The sequence below is a fragment of the Escherichia sp. MOD1-EC5990 genome (genome assembly GCF_002965285.1).
Classification (GTDB): Bacteria; Pseudomonadota; Gammaproteobacteria; order Enterobacterales; family Enterobacteriaceae; genus Escherichia; species Escherichia coli_F.
Map to the genome: position 1 here is coordinate 182,572 of NZ_PTRV01000007.1, position 16,189 is coordinate 198,760.

18 protein-coding genes are annotated in these 16,189 nt (G+C 50.2%); 12 read left to right on the forward strand and 6 right to left on the reverse strand.

Translation table 11 applies throughout. The features are described 5' to 3' along the window. Nucleotides 1-553 precede the first annotated feature (553 nt). A complete protein-coding gene (locus BEB42_RS10935; protein ID WP_105267369.1) occupies nucleotides 554-1,759 on the reverse strand; it encodes a tyrosine-type recombinase/integrase in 1,206 nt (401 codons plus the stop codon). Between the two features lie 188 nt (nucleotides 1,760-1,947). Here BEB42_RS10935 and eutB point away from each other — a divergent pair, with 188 nt between their 5' ends. The 8 genes from eutB (at nucleotide 1,948) to BEB42_RS10975 (ending at nucleotide 8,199) form a co-directional block, all read left to right on the forward strand. Beyond that, entirely contained in the window at nucleotides 1,948-3,309 is a 1,362-nt protein-coding gene (eutB, locus tag BEB42_RS10940) for an ethanolamine ammonia-lyase subunit alpha (protein WP_000769976.1), read from the forward strand. Nucleotides 3,310-3,329: 20 nt separating this feature from the next. Further along, nucleotides 3,330-4,217 carry an ethanolamine ammonia-lyase subunit beta gene (eutC, locus tag BEB42_RS10945; protein WP_000372324.1) on the forward strand — a complete coding sequence of 296 codons (888 nt, stop codon included), beginning with the start codon at nucleotides 3,330-3,332 and terminating at the stop codon, nucleotides 4,215-4,217. A 9-nt stretch (nucleotides 4,218-4,226) separates the two neighbouring features. Continuing rightward, nucleotides 4,227-4,886 (forward strand): ethanolamine utilization microcompartment protein EutL, encoded by a 660-nt coding sequence (gene eutL, locus BEB42_RS10950; RefSeq protein ID WP_001111034.1) that lies wholly within the window; start codon nucleotides 4,227-4,229, stop codon nucleotides 4,884-4,886. Between the two features lie 12 nt (nucleotides 4,887-4,898). After that, on the forward strand, nucleotides 4,899-5,399 hold the full coding sequence (gene eutK / locus BEB42_RS10955; RefSeq protein WP_001295463.1) for an ethanolamine utilization microcompartment protein EutK: 501 nt from the start codon (nucleotides 4,899-4,901) through the stop codon (nucleotides 5,397-5,399). Between the two features lie 45 nt (nucleotides 5,400-5,444). Then, a complete protein-coding gene (eutR, locus tag BEB42_RS10960; RefSeq protein ID WP_000753719.1) occupies nucleotides 5,445-6,497 on the forward strand; it encodes an HTH-type transcriptional regulator EutR in 1,053 nt (350 codons plus the stop codon). 107 nt (nucleotides 6,498-6,604) lie between these two features. Beyond that, complete coding sequence (locus tag BEB42_RS10965; protein WP_000354678.1) at nucleotides 6,605-6,937, forward strand: tetratricopeptide repeat protein; 333 nt, start codon at nucleotides 6,605-6,607, stop codon at nucleotides 6,935-6,937. A gap of 27 nt (nucleotides 6,938-6,964) precedes the next feature. Beyond that, nucleotides 6,965-7,402, forward strand: a complete 438-nt coding sequence (locus tag BEB42_RS10970) for a tetratricopeptide repeat protein (RefSeq protein WP_000647634.1) — start codon at nucleotides 6,965-6,967, stop codon at nucleotides 7,400-7,402. Then, complete coding sequence (locus tag BEB42_RS10975; protein ID WP_000750241.1) at nucleotides 7,399-8,199, forward strand: T6SS immunity protein Tli3 family protein; 801 nt, start codon at nucleotides 7,399-7,401, stop codon at nucleotides 8,197-8,199. Before BEB42_RS10970 ends, BEB42_RS10975 begins: the two co-directional genes overlap by 4 nt. A 34-nt stretch (nucleotides 8,200-8,233) precedes the next feature. On the opposite strand, the gene BEB42_RS10980 is transcribed toward BEB42_RS10975, so the two are convergent. From BEB42_RS10980 to amiA, 4 genes are all read right to left on the reverse strand, one after another. Next, nucleotides 8,234-8,899 (reverse strand): hypothetical protein, encoded by a 666-nt coding sequence (locus tag BEB42_RS10980; protein WP_000587629.1) that lies wholly within the window; start codon nucleotides 8,897-8,899, stop codon nucleotides 8,234-8,236. Nucleotides 8,900-8,958: 59 nt separating this feature from the next. Next, a complete protein-coding gene (locus BEB42_RS10985) occupies nucleotides 8,959-10,212 on the reverse strand; it encodes a DUF1963 domain-containing protein (RefSeq protein WP_000149700.1) in 1,254 nt (417 codons plus the stop codon). A 138-nt stretch (nucleotides 10,213-10,350) separates the two neighbouring features. Next, on the reverse strand, nucleotides 10,351-11,250 hold the full coding sequence (gene hemF / locus BEB42_RS10990; protein WP_000803899.1) for an oxygen-dependent coproporphyrinogen oxidase: 900 nt from the start codon (nucleotides 11,248-11,250) through the stop codon (nucleotides 10,351-10,353). A 3-nt stretch (nucleotides 11,251-11,253) separates the two neighbouring features. Then, nucleotides 11,254-12,123, reverse strand: a complete 870-nt coding sequence (gene amiA / locus BEB42_RS10995; protein ID WP_105267370.1) for an N-acetylmuramoyl-L-alanine amidase AmiA — start codon at nucleotides 12,121-12,123, stop codon at nucleotides 11,254-11,256. Nucleotides 12,124-12,336: 213 nt separating this feature from the next. Here amiA and BEB42_RS11000 point away from each other — a divergent pair, with 213 nt between their 5' ends. The 4 genes from BEB42_RS11000 to yfeX all read left to right on the forward strand — a co-directional run bounded on the left by BEB42_RS11000 (nucleotide 12,337) and on the right by yfeX (nucleotide 14,829). Beyond that, nucleotides 12,337-12,762, forward strand: coding sequence for a GNAT family acetyltransferase (locus BEB42_RS11000; RefSeq protein ID WP_000406000.1), 426 nt, complete (start codon nucleotides 12,337-12,339; stop codon nucleotides 12,760-12,762). Beyond that, nucleotides 12,749-13,198: a DUF2919 domain-containing protein gene (locus BEB42_RS11005; protein WP_001353050.1), complete on the forward strand. Its 450-nt coding sequence runs from the start codon at nucleotides 12,749-12,751 to the stop codon at nucleotides 13,196-13,198. Before BEB42_RS11000 ends, BEB42_RS11005 begins: the two co-directional genes overlap by 14 nt. 60 nt (nucleotides 13,199-13,258) lie before the next feature. Beyond that, entirely contained in the window at nucleotides 13,259-13,834 is a 576-nt protein-coding gene (locus tag BEB42_RS11010; RefSeq protein ID WP_000838954.1) for an RpoE-regulated lipoprotein, read from the forward strand. A gap of 95 nt (nucleotides 13,835-13,929) precedes the next feature. Beyond that, on the forward strand, nucleotides 13,930-14,829 hold the full coding sequence (gene yfeX, locus BEB42_RS11015) for a porphyrinogen peroxidase (protein ID WP_001353051.1): 900 nt from the start codon (nucleotides 13,930-13,932) through the stop codon (nucleotides 14,827-14,829). A gap of 57 nt (nucleotides 14,830-14,886) precedes the next feature. On the opposite strand, the gene pbp4b is transcribed toward yfeX, so the two are convergent. Continuing rightward, the gene (pbp4b, locus tag BEB42_RS11020) at nucleotides 14,887-16,188 is read right to left on the reverse strand and encodes a penicillin binding protein PBP4B (protein ID WP_001353052.1); all 1,302 of its coding nucleotides are present in this window, start codon (nucleotides 16,186-16,188) and stop codon (nucleotides 14,887-14,889) included. Nucleotide 16,189 lies beyond the last annotated feature (1 nt).

The window sequence follows — 16,189 nt, forward strand, 5'->3', positions numbered from 1 at the left end:
GGGGAATGTCTTAAAAAACTAACTTCAAAAGACTAAAACCAGGGGGATGGTCCCTCTCGCTACGCTCTAGGTACCATCCCTGTCGGGATGGGTTTATTGTAGAGTTAAAATTAATTACTCACATCGTCACACCTTGCGAAAGTTTTGCTCAATTATTATTCAAGTATCGCACAAAAAATATTCGATTTGGTTGGTGTGCACTGACTTTTTTATCAATTTACTTTCATTCGAAAGTCATGGGTTAAATATTAATCATCTGGCTGTAGCACGCATGGATTCACCGAGGATATTTTGGACCAGTTGGTCAAATTTTTTAACTGTATGATTTGATTGTGATTTATTTTTCTGTATTTTGCTTTCATTCGAAAGAGAAGGCGAATAATTACAAATTTATTGATTTAGATCATTGACTTGTCACATTTTTGATTGTTCTAACGGTTAAATTTTAATCACTTCAGCCATCGATATTGGGTATAAATCCGGGCGGTGGAGGTTTTTCTCACCGTTGAGAAAAATATGCGTCATTAAAGCCGGACGAATCCGGCCTTATAGCTCACGGCTCCAGCGGATTACCACCACCAGCCAGTATTGAATCAATAGCGGCGGCGTAGTCCTGAAGCATTTGACGGCGCTGTTTGAGATAGGCCGCCTGGTTATAAACACCGCGCACGCCTTTCGGAACGTGGGCCAATTGGATTTCGATCCAGTCTGGTGAGTATCTGCCAGACTCATTAAGCGCCGTTGAAAAGGTGGTCCGCCAGCCATGACCAGTGGCGATCGACTTGTACCCGATACGATCCAGGGCTTTAAGGATGGCACTGGCTGACAATGGCTTATCCATGAATCGACCAGGGAAGACGAAAGCACTGTACCCGCTCCTTGTAAACTGGTCCTGCAATAGCTCGACCGCCTGCCGGGATAGCGGGACTACATGCGGTCGGCGGGCTTTCATGACTTCAGCGGGTAGGGTGATGCTTTTCGACTCCAGATCTACCCACTCCCAGCGCATTAAACGCAGTTCTGCGGTCCTCAAAGCCGTAAGGATAAGCAAACGTATTGCCGTCTGAATCTGAACGCTCCCGGCTCTCTCAAGCGCTTTGTAGAATGCCGGAATTTCACTAATCTGTATCCATGCGTTATGGCCTGGGCGTCTGGCTTTCAATGCCGTATCCAGATCTGCAACCGGATTCCGGTTAACCAGTTCGGTGATAACGGCAAATTTGAAGATCTCCCCGATACGCTGGCGTAGCTTCCTGGCTTGTTCCGGCGCGGTGCGCTCTTTCTTCTGAAGCAATGCCAGCACGTCACGGGCCGTTATATCCACGATCGAGCGCTTACCCAGCACGGGGTAAACATCTTTCTCCAGTGCCGATCTAACTTGTTTCGTGTAGGACTCTGACCAACCGCTAACTCTGGTAGCAAACCAGTCTTCCGCTACCGTCTTAAAACTTGCCGCCATGTTGAGCGCATCAATGGCTTTCTCCTTGCGTGCCAAATCCATTGGGTCAATTCCCTGGGCTATCAGTAAACGGCTCTCTGTGGCTCGCTTACGGGCTTCCTTGAGGCTAATCAGCGGATACACCCCAATAGCCTGTAACCGCTCCTTCTTGTCTATCCAGTACCGGAATCGCCAGTATTTGCTGCCATTGGGATGGACCAGCAAAAACAGGCCAGGTGTCTGTGAATCGGTGAGTTTATAGGGCTTGTCCTGCGGTTGTGCGGCCTCTATGGCCTTTGCTGTCAGTGGTGTCTTGCTCAAAACCGGATACCTCGATCTAACGACTCGATAACCCCGCTCATGTATCCGGCGCGTTCGGTTGCGTTCGGCAGGATGAATAGCGGGCGTACTAAGCTAATTACCTTACAGGACAATGGTTAACGATGAAATAGAATTGTTTGAAGGCTGTGAAAAATGTCACTCATCACTTCTTCCTGAGGGAACGACTTATGAAACTAAAGACCACATTGTTCGGCAATGTATATCAGTTTAAGGATGTAAAAGAGGTGCTGGCTAAAGCCAACGAACTGCGTTCGGGGGATGTGCTGGCGGGCGTTGCAGCGGCAAGCTCACAGGAGCGCGTGGCGGCAAAGCAGGTGTTGTCGGAAATGACCGTAGCGGACATCCGCAATAATCCGGTGATTGCCTATGAAGATGACTGCGTGACGCGGCTGATTCAGGACGACGTTAACGAAACGGCCTACAACCAGATTAAAAACTGGAGCATCAGCGAGCTGCGTGAGTATGTGCTGAGTGATGAAACCAGCGTTGACGACATTGCTTTTACCCGCAAAGGGCTGACCTCGGAAGTGGTCGCGGCGGTAGCGAAGATTTGCTCTAACGCGGACCTGATCTACGGCGCGAAGAAAATGCCGGTAATCAAAAAGGCCAATACAACTATTGGTATCCCGGGCACCTTCAGCGCCCGTTTGCAGCCAAACGATACCCGCGACGACGTGCAAAGTATCGCCGCACAAATCTACGAAGGGCTTTCTTTCGGGGTGGGCGATGCGGTGATCGGCGTTAACCCGGTGACTGACGACGTGGAAAACTTAAGCCGTGTGCTGGATACCGTGTACGGCGTGATCGACAAATTCAATATTCCGACCCAGGGCTGCGTGCTGGCGCACGTTACTACCCAGATTGAAGCGATCCGTCGCGGCGCGCCGGGCGGGCTGATTTTCCAGAGCATCTGCGGCAGCGAAAAAGGGCTGAAAGAATTTGGCGTGGAGCTGGCGATGCTCGATGAAGCACGCGCAGTGGGCGCAGAGTTTAACCGTATCGCCGGGGAAAACTGCCTCTACTTCGAAACCGGGCAGGGTTCTGCGCTATCGGCGGGCGCTAACTTCGGTGCAGATCAGGTAACGATGGAAGCGCGTAACTACGGGCTGGCACGTCATTACGATCCGTTTATCGTCAACACCGTAGTGGGCTTTATTGGGCCAGAGTATCTCTACAACGACCGGCAGATTATCCGTGCGGGCTTAGAAGATCACTTTATGGGCAAACTGAGCGGCATTTCTATGGGCTGTGACTGCTGCTACACCAACCACGCTGACGCTGACCAGAACCTCAACGAAAACCTGATGATCTTGCTCGCCACCGCAGGCTGTAACTACATCATGGGGATGCCGCTGGGTGATGACATCATGCTCAACTACCAGACTACGGCCTTCCACGACACCGCCACTGTGCGTCAGTTACTCAACCTGCGCCCGTCACCGGAGTTTGAACGCTGGCTGGAAAGCATGGGCATTATGGCAAACGGTCGCCTGACCAAACGGGCGGGCGATCCGTCACTGTTCTTCTGATGACGCGGAGATAACACATCATGGATCAAAAACAGATTGAAGAAATTGTACGCAGCGTGATGGCGTCAATGGGACAAGCGGCCCCCGCGCCGTCAGAAGCAAAATGCGCCACTACCACCTGTGCAGCACCGGTGACCTCGGAAAGCTGCGCGCTGGATTTAGGTTCCGCAGAAGCAAAAGCGTGGATTGGCGTTGAAAACCCGCATCGCGCAGACGTATTAACAGAACTGCGCCGCAGCACCGTGGCTCGCGTCTGTACCGGTCGTGCCGGTCCGCGTCCGCGTACCCAGGCGCTGTTGCGTTTCCTGGCCGATCACTCTCGTTCGAAAGATACCGTACTGAAAGAAGTGCCGGAAGAGTGGGTGAAAGCGCAGGGCTTGCTGGAAGTCCGCTCTGAAATTAGCGACAAAAATCTCTATCTGACTCGCCCGGATATGGGCCGCCGCTTGTGTGCAGAGGCTGTTGAAGCGCTGAAAGCGCAGTGTGTTGCCAATCCGGACGTACAGGTGGTTATTTCCGATGGTCTGTCTACTGACGCTATTACCGTCAACTACGAAGAGATCCTGCCGCCGCTGATGGCGGGCCTGAAACAGGCCGGGCTGAAAGTCGGTACGCCATTCTTTGTTCGTTATGGTCGTGTGAAGATTGAAGATCAGATTGGCGAACTTCTTGGCGCGAAAGTGGTGATCCTGCTGGTGGGTGAACGTCCGGGGTTGGGGCAGTCAGAAAGTCTCTCCTGCTACGCCGTTTACTCGCCGCGTATGGCAACCACCGTTGAGGCCGACCGTACCTGTATCTCTAACATTCACCAGGGCGGCACGCCGCCGGTTGAAGCCGCAGCCGTCATTGTGGATTTGGCGAAACGTATGCTGGAGCAGAAAGCATCCGGCATCAACATGACCCGATAAGGAGGCATCATGCCAGCTTTAGATTTGATTCGACCGTCGGTAACCGCCATGCGGGTGATTGCCTCTGTTAACGCCGAATTTGCGCGTGAACTGAAATTGCCGCCGCATATTCGTAGCCTCGGGCTGATTTCTGCTGATTCCGATGACGTCACCTACATTGCGGCTGACGAAGCGACCAAGCAGGCGATGGTTGAAGTCGTGTATGGTCGCTCGCTGTATGCGGGAGCTGCACACGGGCCGTCACCGACTGCCGGTGAAGTGCTGATTATGCTCGGGGGGCCAAACCCGGCGGAAGTGCGTGCCGGTCTGGATGCGATGGTTGCGCATATTGAAAATGGCGCTGCTTTCCAGTGGGCTAATGATGCAGAAAACACAGCCTTCCTGGCGCATGTCGTTTCGCGTACCGGCTCTTATCTCTCATCAACCGCCGGGATCACGCTTGGCGATCCGCTGGCGTATCTGGTGGCACCGCCGCTGGAAGCGACTTACGGCATTGATGCAGCGTTGAAATCTGCCGACGTGCAACTGGTGACCTATGTACCGCCACCGTCTGAAACCAACTACTCGGCAGCATTTTTAACCGGTAGCCAGGCCGCGTGTAAAGCAGCCTGTAACGCCTTTACCGATGCAGTGCTGGAAATCGCGCGTAATCCAATCCAGCGTGCGTAACGGAGGTTGCCGATGATCAATGCACTGGGATTGCTGGAAGTGGACGGCATGGTCGCCGCGATAGATGCAGCTGATGCCATGCTCAAAGCAGCTAACGTTCGTCTGCTCAGTCACGAAGTGCTTGACCCTGGTCGCCTAACGCTGGTGGTGGAAGGCGATCTGGCGGCGTGTCGTGCGGCGCTGGACGCAGGTTGTGCTGCCGCGATGCGTACCGGGCGTGTCATCAGCCGTAAGGAGATCGGTCGGCCAGACGATGACACCCAGTGGCTGGTTACTGGCTTTAACCGCCAGCCGAAGCAACCCGTAAAGGAACCCGACGCGCCAGTTATCGTCGCGGAATCTGCTGACGAGTTGTTGGCGCTGTTAACATCAGTACGTCAGGGAATGACGGCCGGAGAAGTGGCTGCCCACTTTGGCTGGCCGCTGGAAAAAGCCAGAAATGCGCTCGAACAGCTCTTTTCTGCCGGGACGTTACGTAAACGCAGTAGTCGTTATCGTCTCAAGCCCCATTAACCTGTCGGAGGTGCCGGGTGTCATACAACACCCGGCATTAACATCATGAAAAAGACCCGTACAGCCAATTTGCACCATCTTTATCATGAACCCTTACCCGAAAACCTGAAGCTCACGCCGAAGGTCGAAGTGGATAATGTTCATCAACGGCAAACAACGGATGTCTATGAACATGCTTTGACGATTACCGCCTGGCAGCAGATTTACGATCAGCTGCATCCGGGCAAATTTCATGGTGAATTTACGGAAATTCTGCTCGATGATATTCAGGTTTTCCGTGAATACACGGGGCTGGCGCTGCGTCAGTCGTGCCTGGTCTGGCCGAACTCGTTCTGGTTTGGCATTCCGGCGACGCGCGGTGAGCAGGGATTTATCGGTTCGCAATGTCTGGGAAGCGCAGAAATTGCGACACGCCCTGGAGGAACCGAGTTTGAATTAAGTACGCCGGACGATTACACGATCCTTGGCGTGGTGCTTTCTGAAGATGTCATCACCCGTCAGGCTAACTTTTTGCATAACCCGGAAAGGGTGCTGCATATGTTACGTAACCAGTCGGCGCTGGAAGTGAAAGAGCAGCATAAAGCCGCGCTGTGGGGCTTTGTCCAACAGGCTCTGGCGACATTTTGCGAGAACCCGGAAAATCTCCATCAGCCTGCAGTGCGAAAAGTGCTGGGGGATAATTTGCTAATGGCGATGGGGGCGATGCTGGAAGAAGCGCAGCCAATGATGACGGCGGAAAGTATAAGTCATCAGAGTTACCGCCGATTGCTTTCCCGGGCCCGTGAATATGTGCTGGAAAACATGTCCGAACCAGTGACGGTACTGGACTTGTGTAATCAACTGCACGTCAGCCGCCGCACCTTGCAAAACGCATTTCACGCTATTTTGGGCATTGGCCCAAACGCGTGGCTGAAACGCATTCGCCTGAACGCCGTGCGCCGTGAACTGATTAGCCCGTGGTCGCAAAGTATGACGGTAAAAGACGCCGCCATGCAGTGGGGATTCTGGCATCTTGGGCAGTTTGCCACGGATTATCAGCAATTGTTTGCAGAAAAGCCTTCACTGACGCTGCATCAGCGGATGCAGGAACTGGAGTGAAAACGACTGGTATCGCTTTTCGCCATATTTGTGTAACGAGAAAAGCCATGCAAATACTATAATTCGTATTTCTCTCAAAGAGAGTGAAGATAATCAGGAGGTCCAGGATGGACATTCGACTATTAGCAACGCTATGGTTATGGAATATCTCCCCTCGATTAGTCGTTATCGTCACGACCATTGCCTTCTCTTCCTGCTCGTGGGCTCGACTCACTCCCTGTAACAGTAAATCCGATATTGTTTGCCTGCAGTTGCGTGCGCAGCAAGGTAAATCATCGGATCAATACGATCTTGCATGGATATATCTAAAAGGGGATGGTGTAACGCCTAAAGATGATAAAAAAGCGCTGTACTGGTTTCGTAAAGCTGCAGAGAATGGTATGGCGGGAGCGCAGTATCGTCTTGGACGCCGTTATTATTCAGGTGATGGGGTGACATAAAATTATAAAGAAGCTTTTAACTGGTTTATGAAAGCTTCCGGGCGGGAAAATTCCTGGGGAATAGCCGCCGCACGCTACATGGTTGGGGTAATGTATTATCGTGGGCAGGGGGTTGAAAAGAATTATACTCATTCTTTTTCCTGGTTTATGAAGTCGCTGAACGGGGCAGGTCGAGAGAAAGCAAGTAGGGCTTGCTACTTTATCGGTTCACAATATCTCAGTGGTCATGGCGTTACGCAAAACAACGACCTTGCCGTTGCCTGGTTTTATCTTGCAGCAAAATTAGGTTTGCCAGAGGCAATAGAGTATATATCGGGAATAGAAAAGCAATTCTCAGCGGAAATGCTCAAGCCCGCAAGAATCGAAGCGAACAGAATTAATGCCAAACATTATCTTGTACAGATACCTTTCCCGGAGTTATTGGCAGAGTCTGCGGCGGAAGTTGTAGTGAAGGGGGCAAAATGAAAAAAAGCGTATTGGCGTTCTCAATGCTATTTTTTAGCTATGCTGTCTACGGGGGTAATAGTATAGTGCCTCCGGCGAAGTATATGTCTTCGGATGCACTACCTCTCCAGATTGTCTACCGTTTTGACGATCACCGTTATATCATTTTAACAGGTGAAAAGCGGCATTACGACGGTGTTGATTATTGTTCAGGTCAATACTGGTATACTGATACACAAAAAAATATATTTTCCCGTGTTGGCGATACGCGTCACAACAAATGGGTTCCGGAATCCATTGGTTCACGTTCTGCAATCACTCCCTCATATGACAGTCCACTTCCTGAAAATATAAAGTTTATTCATGATTCTGAAAAGTATATTTTTGTACCTCTGGGGGGCGATCCACATAAAAAAGATAAAAATGGACAACTGATTTATGAATACCATGAAGTGCAAATGTCATCCGATTATGGCGCGACCTGGAAAGATATCAACTTATCGGTTGAACCCGCGACCAGTGATACGCGATTGATTTTTCATGAGGGCCAGCTATTTATTGATGATAAGGATGGGTTTTATCTCAGTCAAATCCCGATGCATAGTTTTTTTATGTATTATTATGATTATCACAGTCAGAATAATGATGTTAATCTGCCCAAAAATGTACCAGTCATTAAAAACTATCGCGGTTGGGATCACATGCAGTGTTCAGAAAATGCAGAATTATCTGTAGAAGAGGCGGAACGTTTTCAACAAGATCGCCAAAGAAGTTGGGATTCCTGGGGCCGAAAAGGTGATGAAAAAAACTATAAGTAATGTCAGTAATGCATCAGCTTAGTCTGGATTGAACTTATAAATTACCTTCAATCATGATATTCTGATATTTGTTTAAGAGCGGTTTCATCCACTCAATAACATACTTAATGAATTCTGCATATTCGGTATTTGTTTGTGCCTTAGCTAACCATTGTTCAATTATCTTTGCGCATTCATCTGAGGTAAATTCATTCCAGCTTGTGTAATCAAAAAATGTTTCACCATTGGCTAAAGGGTATAGTGACTTAATAGCCGGGGATAGTATTTCAAAATCGCACTCATAAATAAAAAGACTAGCAACATTGTAATCCCATCCACCGTTAGGTTCCTCCTTGTAAGGATAGATAGAACAACCAATACGTCCATCACTACGGCGATGTTTTTTACGCAGAAAAATACGATGGCTTTTTTCGTATGCGTCAGTGTAATAATCGGGAACAGGTTGACTAAGAGCTGCACTGAATGCTGTCAAAAATTTATCCCGTTCTTGTGGATGCATTTCCCGGTTGCATTGATAATTGATATTTATGTAATTATCTGTCCAGGAAATGTTACACCTGTGATTTTTGCTATTTACACAAAGTTCTGAGTTGGTAATGACTTCATTTATTTGCTGTATGCCCCAGTATTCACGGAAGAGCTCAAGTATTCTGATTTGTTGTTCTGCAATGCATATTGTTGTGTTGGTTGTGATTATCATTTTAGTTATTTTGCTTCATTTCCAGATTTAAAAAGACATATCTTTCACTATTATTGCAGTTAAGACTGCTGATAAGACGTTGCCGTTGTCCGGCACTCCGGGCAGATAAACGCGTAAATCATCCCTTCGCCATATTGTTCAATATCGGCATAATCCAGTTGCGCAAGAAACATCATTGTGTGGGAACATTGCGGACAGAGAGGATATTCCGCGTCCTGAATCCAGGTTGGATGCCCGCCAAGTTGCGAGAAAGAGACAGGTAAAAATGGGTCTGCGGCAAATAACGGTGACCTAAGGTTTCCCTGTCTCATGCTGTTTACAGGGAGTCGACGCCATTCCGATACATCATCCGGCAGCCAGGCAGGCGGTGCAGACAAATGAGCGTTACCCCGTGAGTCTATGTAACCGAAAATGGTGCTATAGGCGGTGCAACATTCACACGTCACGACGCGAAACCTGCCTTTATCGCTAAGACCCGTTGCCTTCAGGTCAACGTCGAAAAGATTTGTTAGGGGCAATGCGCAATTTGGACAGGTATCGCTGCGTTCATCAACAACACGCAAAGCTTCGCAACACCCGGTGCTTTTCATCTCCAGATGAAAACAGTGAGGAAAATAGAGATTACGTCTCTGCCCTTCAGCGGTTAACTCCCAACCGGCCTCATGCGCATATTCTTCTGGCGCGATGTAAAGTGAACTGCGCCACAGCGGCGGGTTATTGCGCCAGTAGGCAAAACGTTCAACAACAACGTCATCCCCAATCCATGCCAGACATTGCAGAATACAATTTCTGTTTTCTGCATCATCCTCAACCCGTTCTAACAGCGTATCGCGAACATCCGCTGGGGCGCGGTGGAAAGGCAGAGGAGAATAAGCGTCTAAATCATCATAAGAGATCCACTCTCGTAAATATGCATCCAGATTTGCCTGGGTAAACGCCGCCAGACAAAGACAAATCTCCTGAGCGTGTTCATATTCACCAGACGCAAAGCGTTCTGTGGCGTAATCAGCCATCAGCTGCGCTTGATCGGCAGTCAGTTGTTGATACAGGGCATCGGTGGGAACGGGGCAGGGAGTCCAGTCGATTAACGCATCGAATTTCCGTGGCTGGTGAACTAATTTCAGCATGGCAATCGGATCGCTTAGCCCAGCAAACACATTCACGGTCTTTTTATTTTTCCTGATATATTCATCGTGCTCACGCTGCTGTTGTGCCTGAACGCAGGGCATACAGTATCCGTCAGTACGCGCAGCGGTTTCCGGAAGAATGGTTGATGTACAAGCGGGGCTTTTACAGGGAATACGGTGAGTCATAGAGGCGCTCCTTGCCTGAGGATATTAAGTCGAAAGAGATTATTATTAGATATTAGGGTGTCACTATGGCACACAAATTAAAACAGCATTAATTTTATGCCACCAACCGAGGGTTATTTTTCTTTTATTTTCATGATATTAAACCCAATCCCTGACCTTAATAAACTCACTTAACGCCGCTTCCGGGCTGCCTGCTTCTGGCTGATAATCATACTCCCAGCGTACCAGTGGCGGCATTGACATCAGGATAGACTCGGTGCGCCCGCCAGTTTGCAGGCCAAACAGCGTTCCGCGATCCCAGACCAGGTTGAACTCGACATAGCGACCGCGACGGTAGAGCTGGAAATTGCGCTCGCGCTCGCCGTATTCCATCGCTTTGCGTCGTTCAACAATCGGTAAATAAGCGTCGGTGTAGCCTTTACCTACCGCCTGCATAAAGGCAAAACAGTGGTCAAAGTCTGGCGTGTTCAGGTCATCAAAGAAAAGCCCGCCAATACCGCGCTGTTCGTTACGATGTTTGAGGTAGAAGTATTCGTCGCACCACTTTTTGTAACGCGGATAAACGTCTTCGCCAAATGGCAGGCACAGATCACGGGCGGTGCGGTGCCAGTGAATAGCATCGTCTTCAAAGCCATAGAAAGGGGTTAAGTCGAAGCCGCCGCCAAACCACCAGACGGGATCGGCACCCGGTTTTTCGGCAATAAAAAAGCGCACATTCGCGTGGCTGGTGGGAACGTACGGGTTATGCGGATGCACTACCAGTGAAACGCCCATCGCCTCGAAACTGCGCCCGGCAAGTTCCGGGCGATGAGCGGTGGCGGAAGCAGGCATCGCCTCACCGTGGACATGTGAAAAGTTGACGCCCGCCTGTTCGAAAACACCACCATTACGCAACACCCGGCTACGTCCGCCGCCGCCAGCTTCGCGCTGCCAGCTATCTTCGACAAATTCTGCGCCATCGACGGCGCTCAACTGCTGACAAATTGTATCCTGAAGGTTGAGCAGAAACTGTTTAACCTGGTGTGCGTTGGGTTTCATCTCTTACCGCTTTCTCGAGTGTGCTTTCTGGTTGTCAAACCAGTGGAAATAACTGATCACGCCTTCGGCAATGGCTGTGGCGATTTTCTGGCGAAATGCCGCCGTGCCTAACAGCCGCTCTTCTTCCGGGTTGGTGATAAAAGAAGTTTCCACCAGCACCGAAGGAACCGACGGCGATTTCAACACCACAAACGCGGCTTGTTCGGTATTGCGACTGTGCAGCTTATGCACCGGCTTAATCTTTTTCAGAATATGCGAGCCAAGCGTCAGGCTGTTTTTAATGGTATCGGTTTGCACCAGATCAAACAGCACTTGCTGCAATAGGTGATCCTTGTCAGTCGCTTTTTTACCGGCAACTTCATCAGCGCGGTTTTCGCGTTCAGACAGGTATTTCGCCATTGCGCTACTTGCGCCGCGGTTAGAGAGAGCAAATACCGAAGCACCGGCAGCTTTCGGGTTAGTAAAGCCGTCGGCGTGAATTGACATAAACAGGTCAGCGCCATGTTTATGGGCGATTTCAACGCGATCGTACAGCGGGATAAACGTATCGCCAGAACGCGTTAGACGCGCATCAATGCCATGATTACGCAATATGGAACGGATGTTTTTGGCAATCGCCAGCACCACATGTTTTTCTTTCGATCCATTGCGACCAATCGCTCCGGTATCAATTCCGCCGTGGCCTGGATCGAGAACAACGACACGTTTGCCGCCACTTTTTTTGGCTTTCGGCTTACTGTGTCCGTTACTGGTTTTTAAAGGTTCTTCTTTGGCGATGGCTTGCGACATTCCTGACAACGTCAGGGCAGCCAATCCGGCTTTCAGCACCTGGCGGCGCGAAGTGAGTGTTTTTAGTGGTTTAAAAGTGCTCATACGGCCTGAGTTGTAATAATAAAGTTCCAGATGTTATATCGTATCGCGTAATCCGTTACGACCGTTTGCTGTTGAGAATTGTTTTACTTTTCATTTCAATAGTTGACAACTCCCCATTATGCCACTTTTTCAACCGATTTTCGTCAGATATTGGCTAATTCGACCGTTCACGCCATAATCAGCCTTTTAACCCGCAAAAAGGTAACGAATACCATGGAGATACGCGTATTTCGCCAGGAAGATTTCGAAGAGGTCATCACCCTTTGGGAGCGTTGCGACTTGCTGCGTCCGTGGAACGATCCGGAAATGGACATCGAGCGTAAGATGAACCATGACGTCAGTTTGTTCCTGGTCGCCGAGGTGAACGGTGAAGTGGTCGGAACGGTGATGGGCGGTTATGACGGGCATCGCGGGTCTGCTTATTATCTTGGCGTGCATCCAGAGTTTCGTGGGCGTGGGATTGCTAATGCGTTGCTTAATCGGTTGGAGAAAAAGCTGATTGCTCGCGGCTGCCCGAAAATTCAGATCAACGTGCCGGAAGATAACGACATGGTGCTCGGAATGTATGAACGCCTGGGATATGAACACGCCGACGTGCTGAGTCTGGGTAAGCGTTTGATTGAAGATGAAGAGTACTGAGTTTCATCCTGTCCATTATGATGCGCACGGTCGCCTGCGTTTACCCTTGCTCTTCTGGCTTGTGCTATTGCTTCAGGCGCGAACCTGGGTGCTGTTTGTCATTGCCGGTGCGTCGCGTGAGCAGGGTACTGCGCTGTTGAATCTGTTTTATCCCGATCACGATAATTTCTGGCTGGGGTTAATTCCTGGCATTCCTGCGGTGCTGGCGTTTTTGTTGAGCGGTCGGCGGGCTACGTTTCCTCGCATCTGGCATGTGCTCTATTTTCTGTTGCTGTTGGCGCAGGTGGTTTTACTTTGCTGGCAACCGTGGCTGTGGCTGAACGGTGAATCCGTTAGCGGTATCGGTCTGGCGCTGGTAGTGGCGGATATTGTGGCGTTAATTTGGCTTTTGACCAATCGACGTTTACGCGCTTGTTTTAATGAAGAAAAAGAATAACGGCACTTTTTTGCAAATTCGCACTCCAAGCAACGTTATTGAATAACCAAAGGAAGTGACATGAAATCGCTGCGTTTAATGTTATGCGCTATGCCGTTGATGCTGACCGGCTGTTCAACGATGTCGTCAGTTAACTGGTCTGCCGCTAACCCGTGGAACTGGTTTGGGTCGTCCACCAAAGTGAGCGAGCAGGGCGTGGGTGAATTAACGGCGTCCACACCACTGCAAGAACAAGCTATTGCCGATGCGCTTGATGGTGATTATCGCCTGCGCAGCGGAATGAAAACCGCGAACGGCAATGTAGTGCGCTTTTTGGAAGTGATGAAAGGCGACAACGTGGCGATGGTAATTAACGGCGATCAGGGCACGATCAGCCGCATAGATGTGCTGGATAGCGATATTCCTGCTGACACCGGTGTTAAAATCGGTACACCGTTTAGCGACCTTTACAGCAAAGCATTTGGCAATTGCCAAAAAGCCGACGGTGATGATAATCGTGCTGTCGAATGTAAAGCCGAAGGCAGTCAACATATTAGCTACCAGTTCAGCGGGGAATGGAGTGGTCCGGAAGGGTTAATGCCTTCGGACGATACCCTGAAAAACTGGAAAGTCAGTAAAATTATCTGGCGGCGTTAATTTGCGTCTGAACAAACCGCCGCCGCAAAAAAACACGTAAAATAGCGCCCAACAATGCCACGGATTGCGTGGCATTCTTATTTTCAGGAGGAACAATGTCTCAGGTTCAGAGTGGCATTTTGCCAGAACATTGCCGCGCGGCGATTTGGATCGAAGCCAACGTTAAAGGGGAAGTTGACGCCCTGCGTGCGGCCAGTAAAACATTTGCCGACAAACTGGCAACTTTTGAAGCGAAATTCCCGGACGCGCATCTTGGTGCGGTAGTTGCCTTTGGTAACAACACCTGGCGTACTCTGAGCGGCGGCGTTGGGGCCGAAGAGCTGAAAGATTTTCCGGGCTACGGTAAAGGCCTTGCGCCGACCACCCAGTTCGATGTGTTGATCCACATTCTTTCTCTGCGTCACGACGTAAACTTCTCTGTCGCTCAGGCGGCGATGGAAGCCTTTGGTGACTGCATTGAAGTGAAAGAAGAGATTCACGGCTTCCGTTGGGTTGAAGAGCGTGACCTGAGCGGCTTCGTTGACGGTACTGAAAACCCGGCGGGTGAAGAGACGCGTCGCGAAGTGGCGGTTATCAAAGACGGCGTGGATGCAGGCGGCAGCTATGTATTTGTGCAGCGTTGGGAGCACAACCTGAAGCAACTCAACCGGATGAGCGTTCACGATCAGGAGATGATGATCGGGCGCACCAAAGAAGATAACGAAGAGATCGACGGCGACGAACGTCCGGAAACTTCTCACCTGACCCGTGTTGATCTGAAAGAAGATGGCAAAGGACTGAAGATTGTTCGCCAGAGCCTGCCATACGGCACCGCCAGCGGCACGCACGGTCTGTATTTCTGTGCCTACTGCGCGCGTTTACATAACATTGAGCAGCAACTGCTGAGTATGTTTGGCGATACCGATGGTAAGCGTGATGCGATGTTGCGTTTCACCAAACCAGTCACTGGCGGCTATTATTTCGCGCCGTCGCTGGACAAGTTGATGGCGCTGTAAGCGCTTCTGATTCGATGATTAAAGGCCAGCCAGTATCACAACTGACTGGCCTTTTTATTACTGCTTTAACGCCGCATACACCTGATCCACCACCCAACCATAAGTTGCAATCGGTAGCTGACCGCTTTCGAACATATTGGGATTTTTTTGTGGATCGGCAACTGGTGAATGTGGCTTGTTGCTTAACATCACAATCGCCATATGATTCACCGGATCGATAACGGTCACCGTCCCGGTCCAGCCAGTGTGACCGTAGGTTTGCGGGCTTGCCAGCGTGCCAAACGTCGGCGTCATGGTGGCATTACCATTCACGCGCCAGCCGAGGCCAAAAGTAGCATCTTCCTTAGAGCTGGTGGTGAACATCTTCACCGTTTCCGCACTGAACAGCGTCACATCACCATAGCCGCCGCCGTTCAGCATCGTTTGCATTAACACCGCAATATCGCCGGTATTGGAAAACAAACCTGCGTGCCCGGAAACGCCGCCCATCGAATAAAAGGCTTTTTCATCGTGCACCTGACCCCAGAGAGTGGAGGTGCGGATATTCGGGAAGTGAATCACGCCATCGCGGGTATTGCCGTTCAGTTCCGTGGCGGCAATTTGCTGTGGTTTAAAGCCTTTCAGCAGCGGATTAAACACCGTATGCGTCAGGCCGAGCGGGCGATAAATCGACTCTTCAACATAGCGGTCAAGCGGCTGACCAGTAACTGACTCGACGATAAATCCAAGCAGCATATAATCGACATCGCTGTAGATATGTTTGCTGCCGGGCTGATATTCCAGCGGCGTGCGCTTGATCATTTCCAGCGTCTGGCCTTTATCCTGGGAATATAACGCGCCCGCGACGGCTTTATTTGGGTATTGCGGGTCCGCCGGGAAACCGCCGCTGTGATGCAGCAGATCAGAAATCCGCAGCGTGTTTTTGCCTTTGATGGTGTCATTTGGACTGTCGGCAAATCCCGGAATATATTTCGCAATCAGATCGTCAGGATGTAGTTTGCCTTCGCTCATTAGCTTTTGTAGGGCGAAGTTAGTGGCGTACATTTTTGTGTTTGAGGCCAGGTCATACAGCGTCTCGGTGGTTGCTTTTACTGGCTGCTTCATTAACACGCTGCCATCGTACTTTTTCGCCGCGCCCCAGGCTTTGCGATACACAATCTGATTATCTTTAATGATCAGCAGGTTAACGCTGGGATAACCGGCATCAACTTGCTGGCTAATCCAGCGATCCATCTGGTTAAGCCGTTCCACATTGAACCCTGCTTTCTCTGGCGAACTTTCTGTCAGAACAGGGTATTTTGCGGCGCTGACGCTACAGCTGACAGCCAGCAGAGAAAAATAGAGCATTGTCCGTTTCATA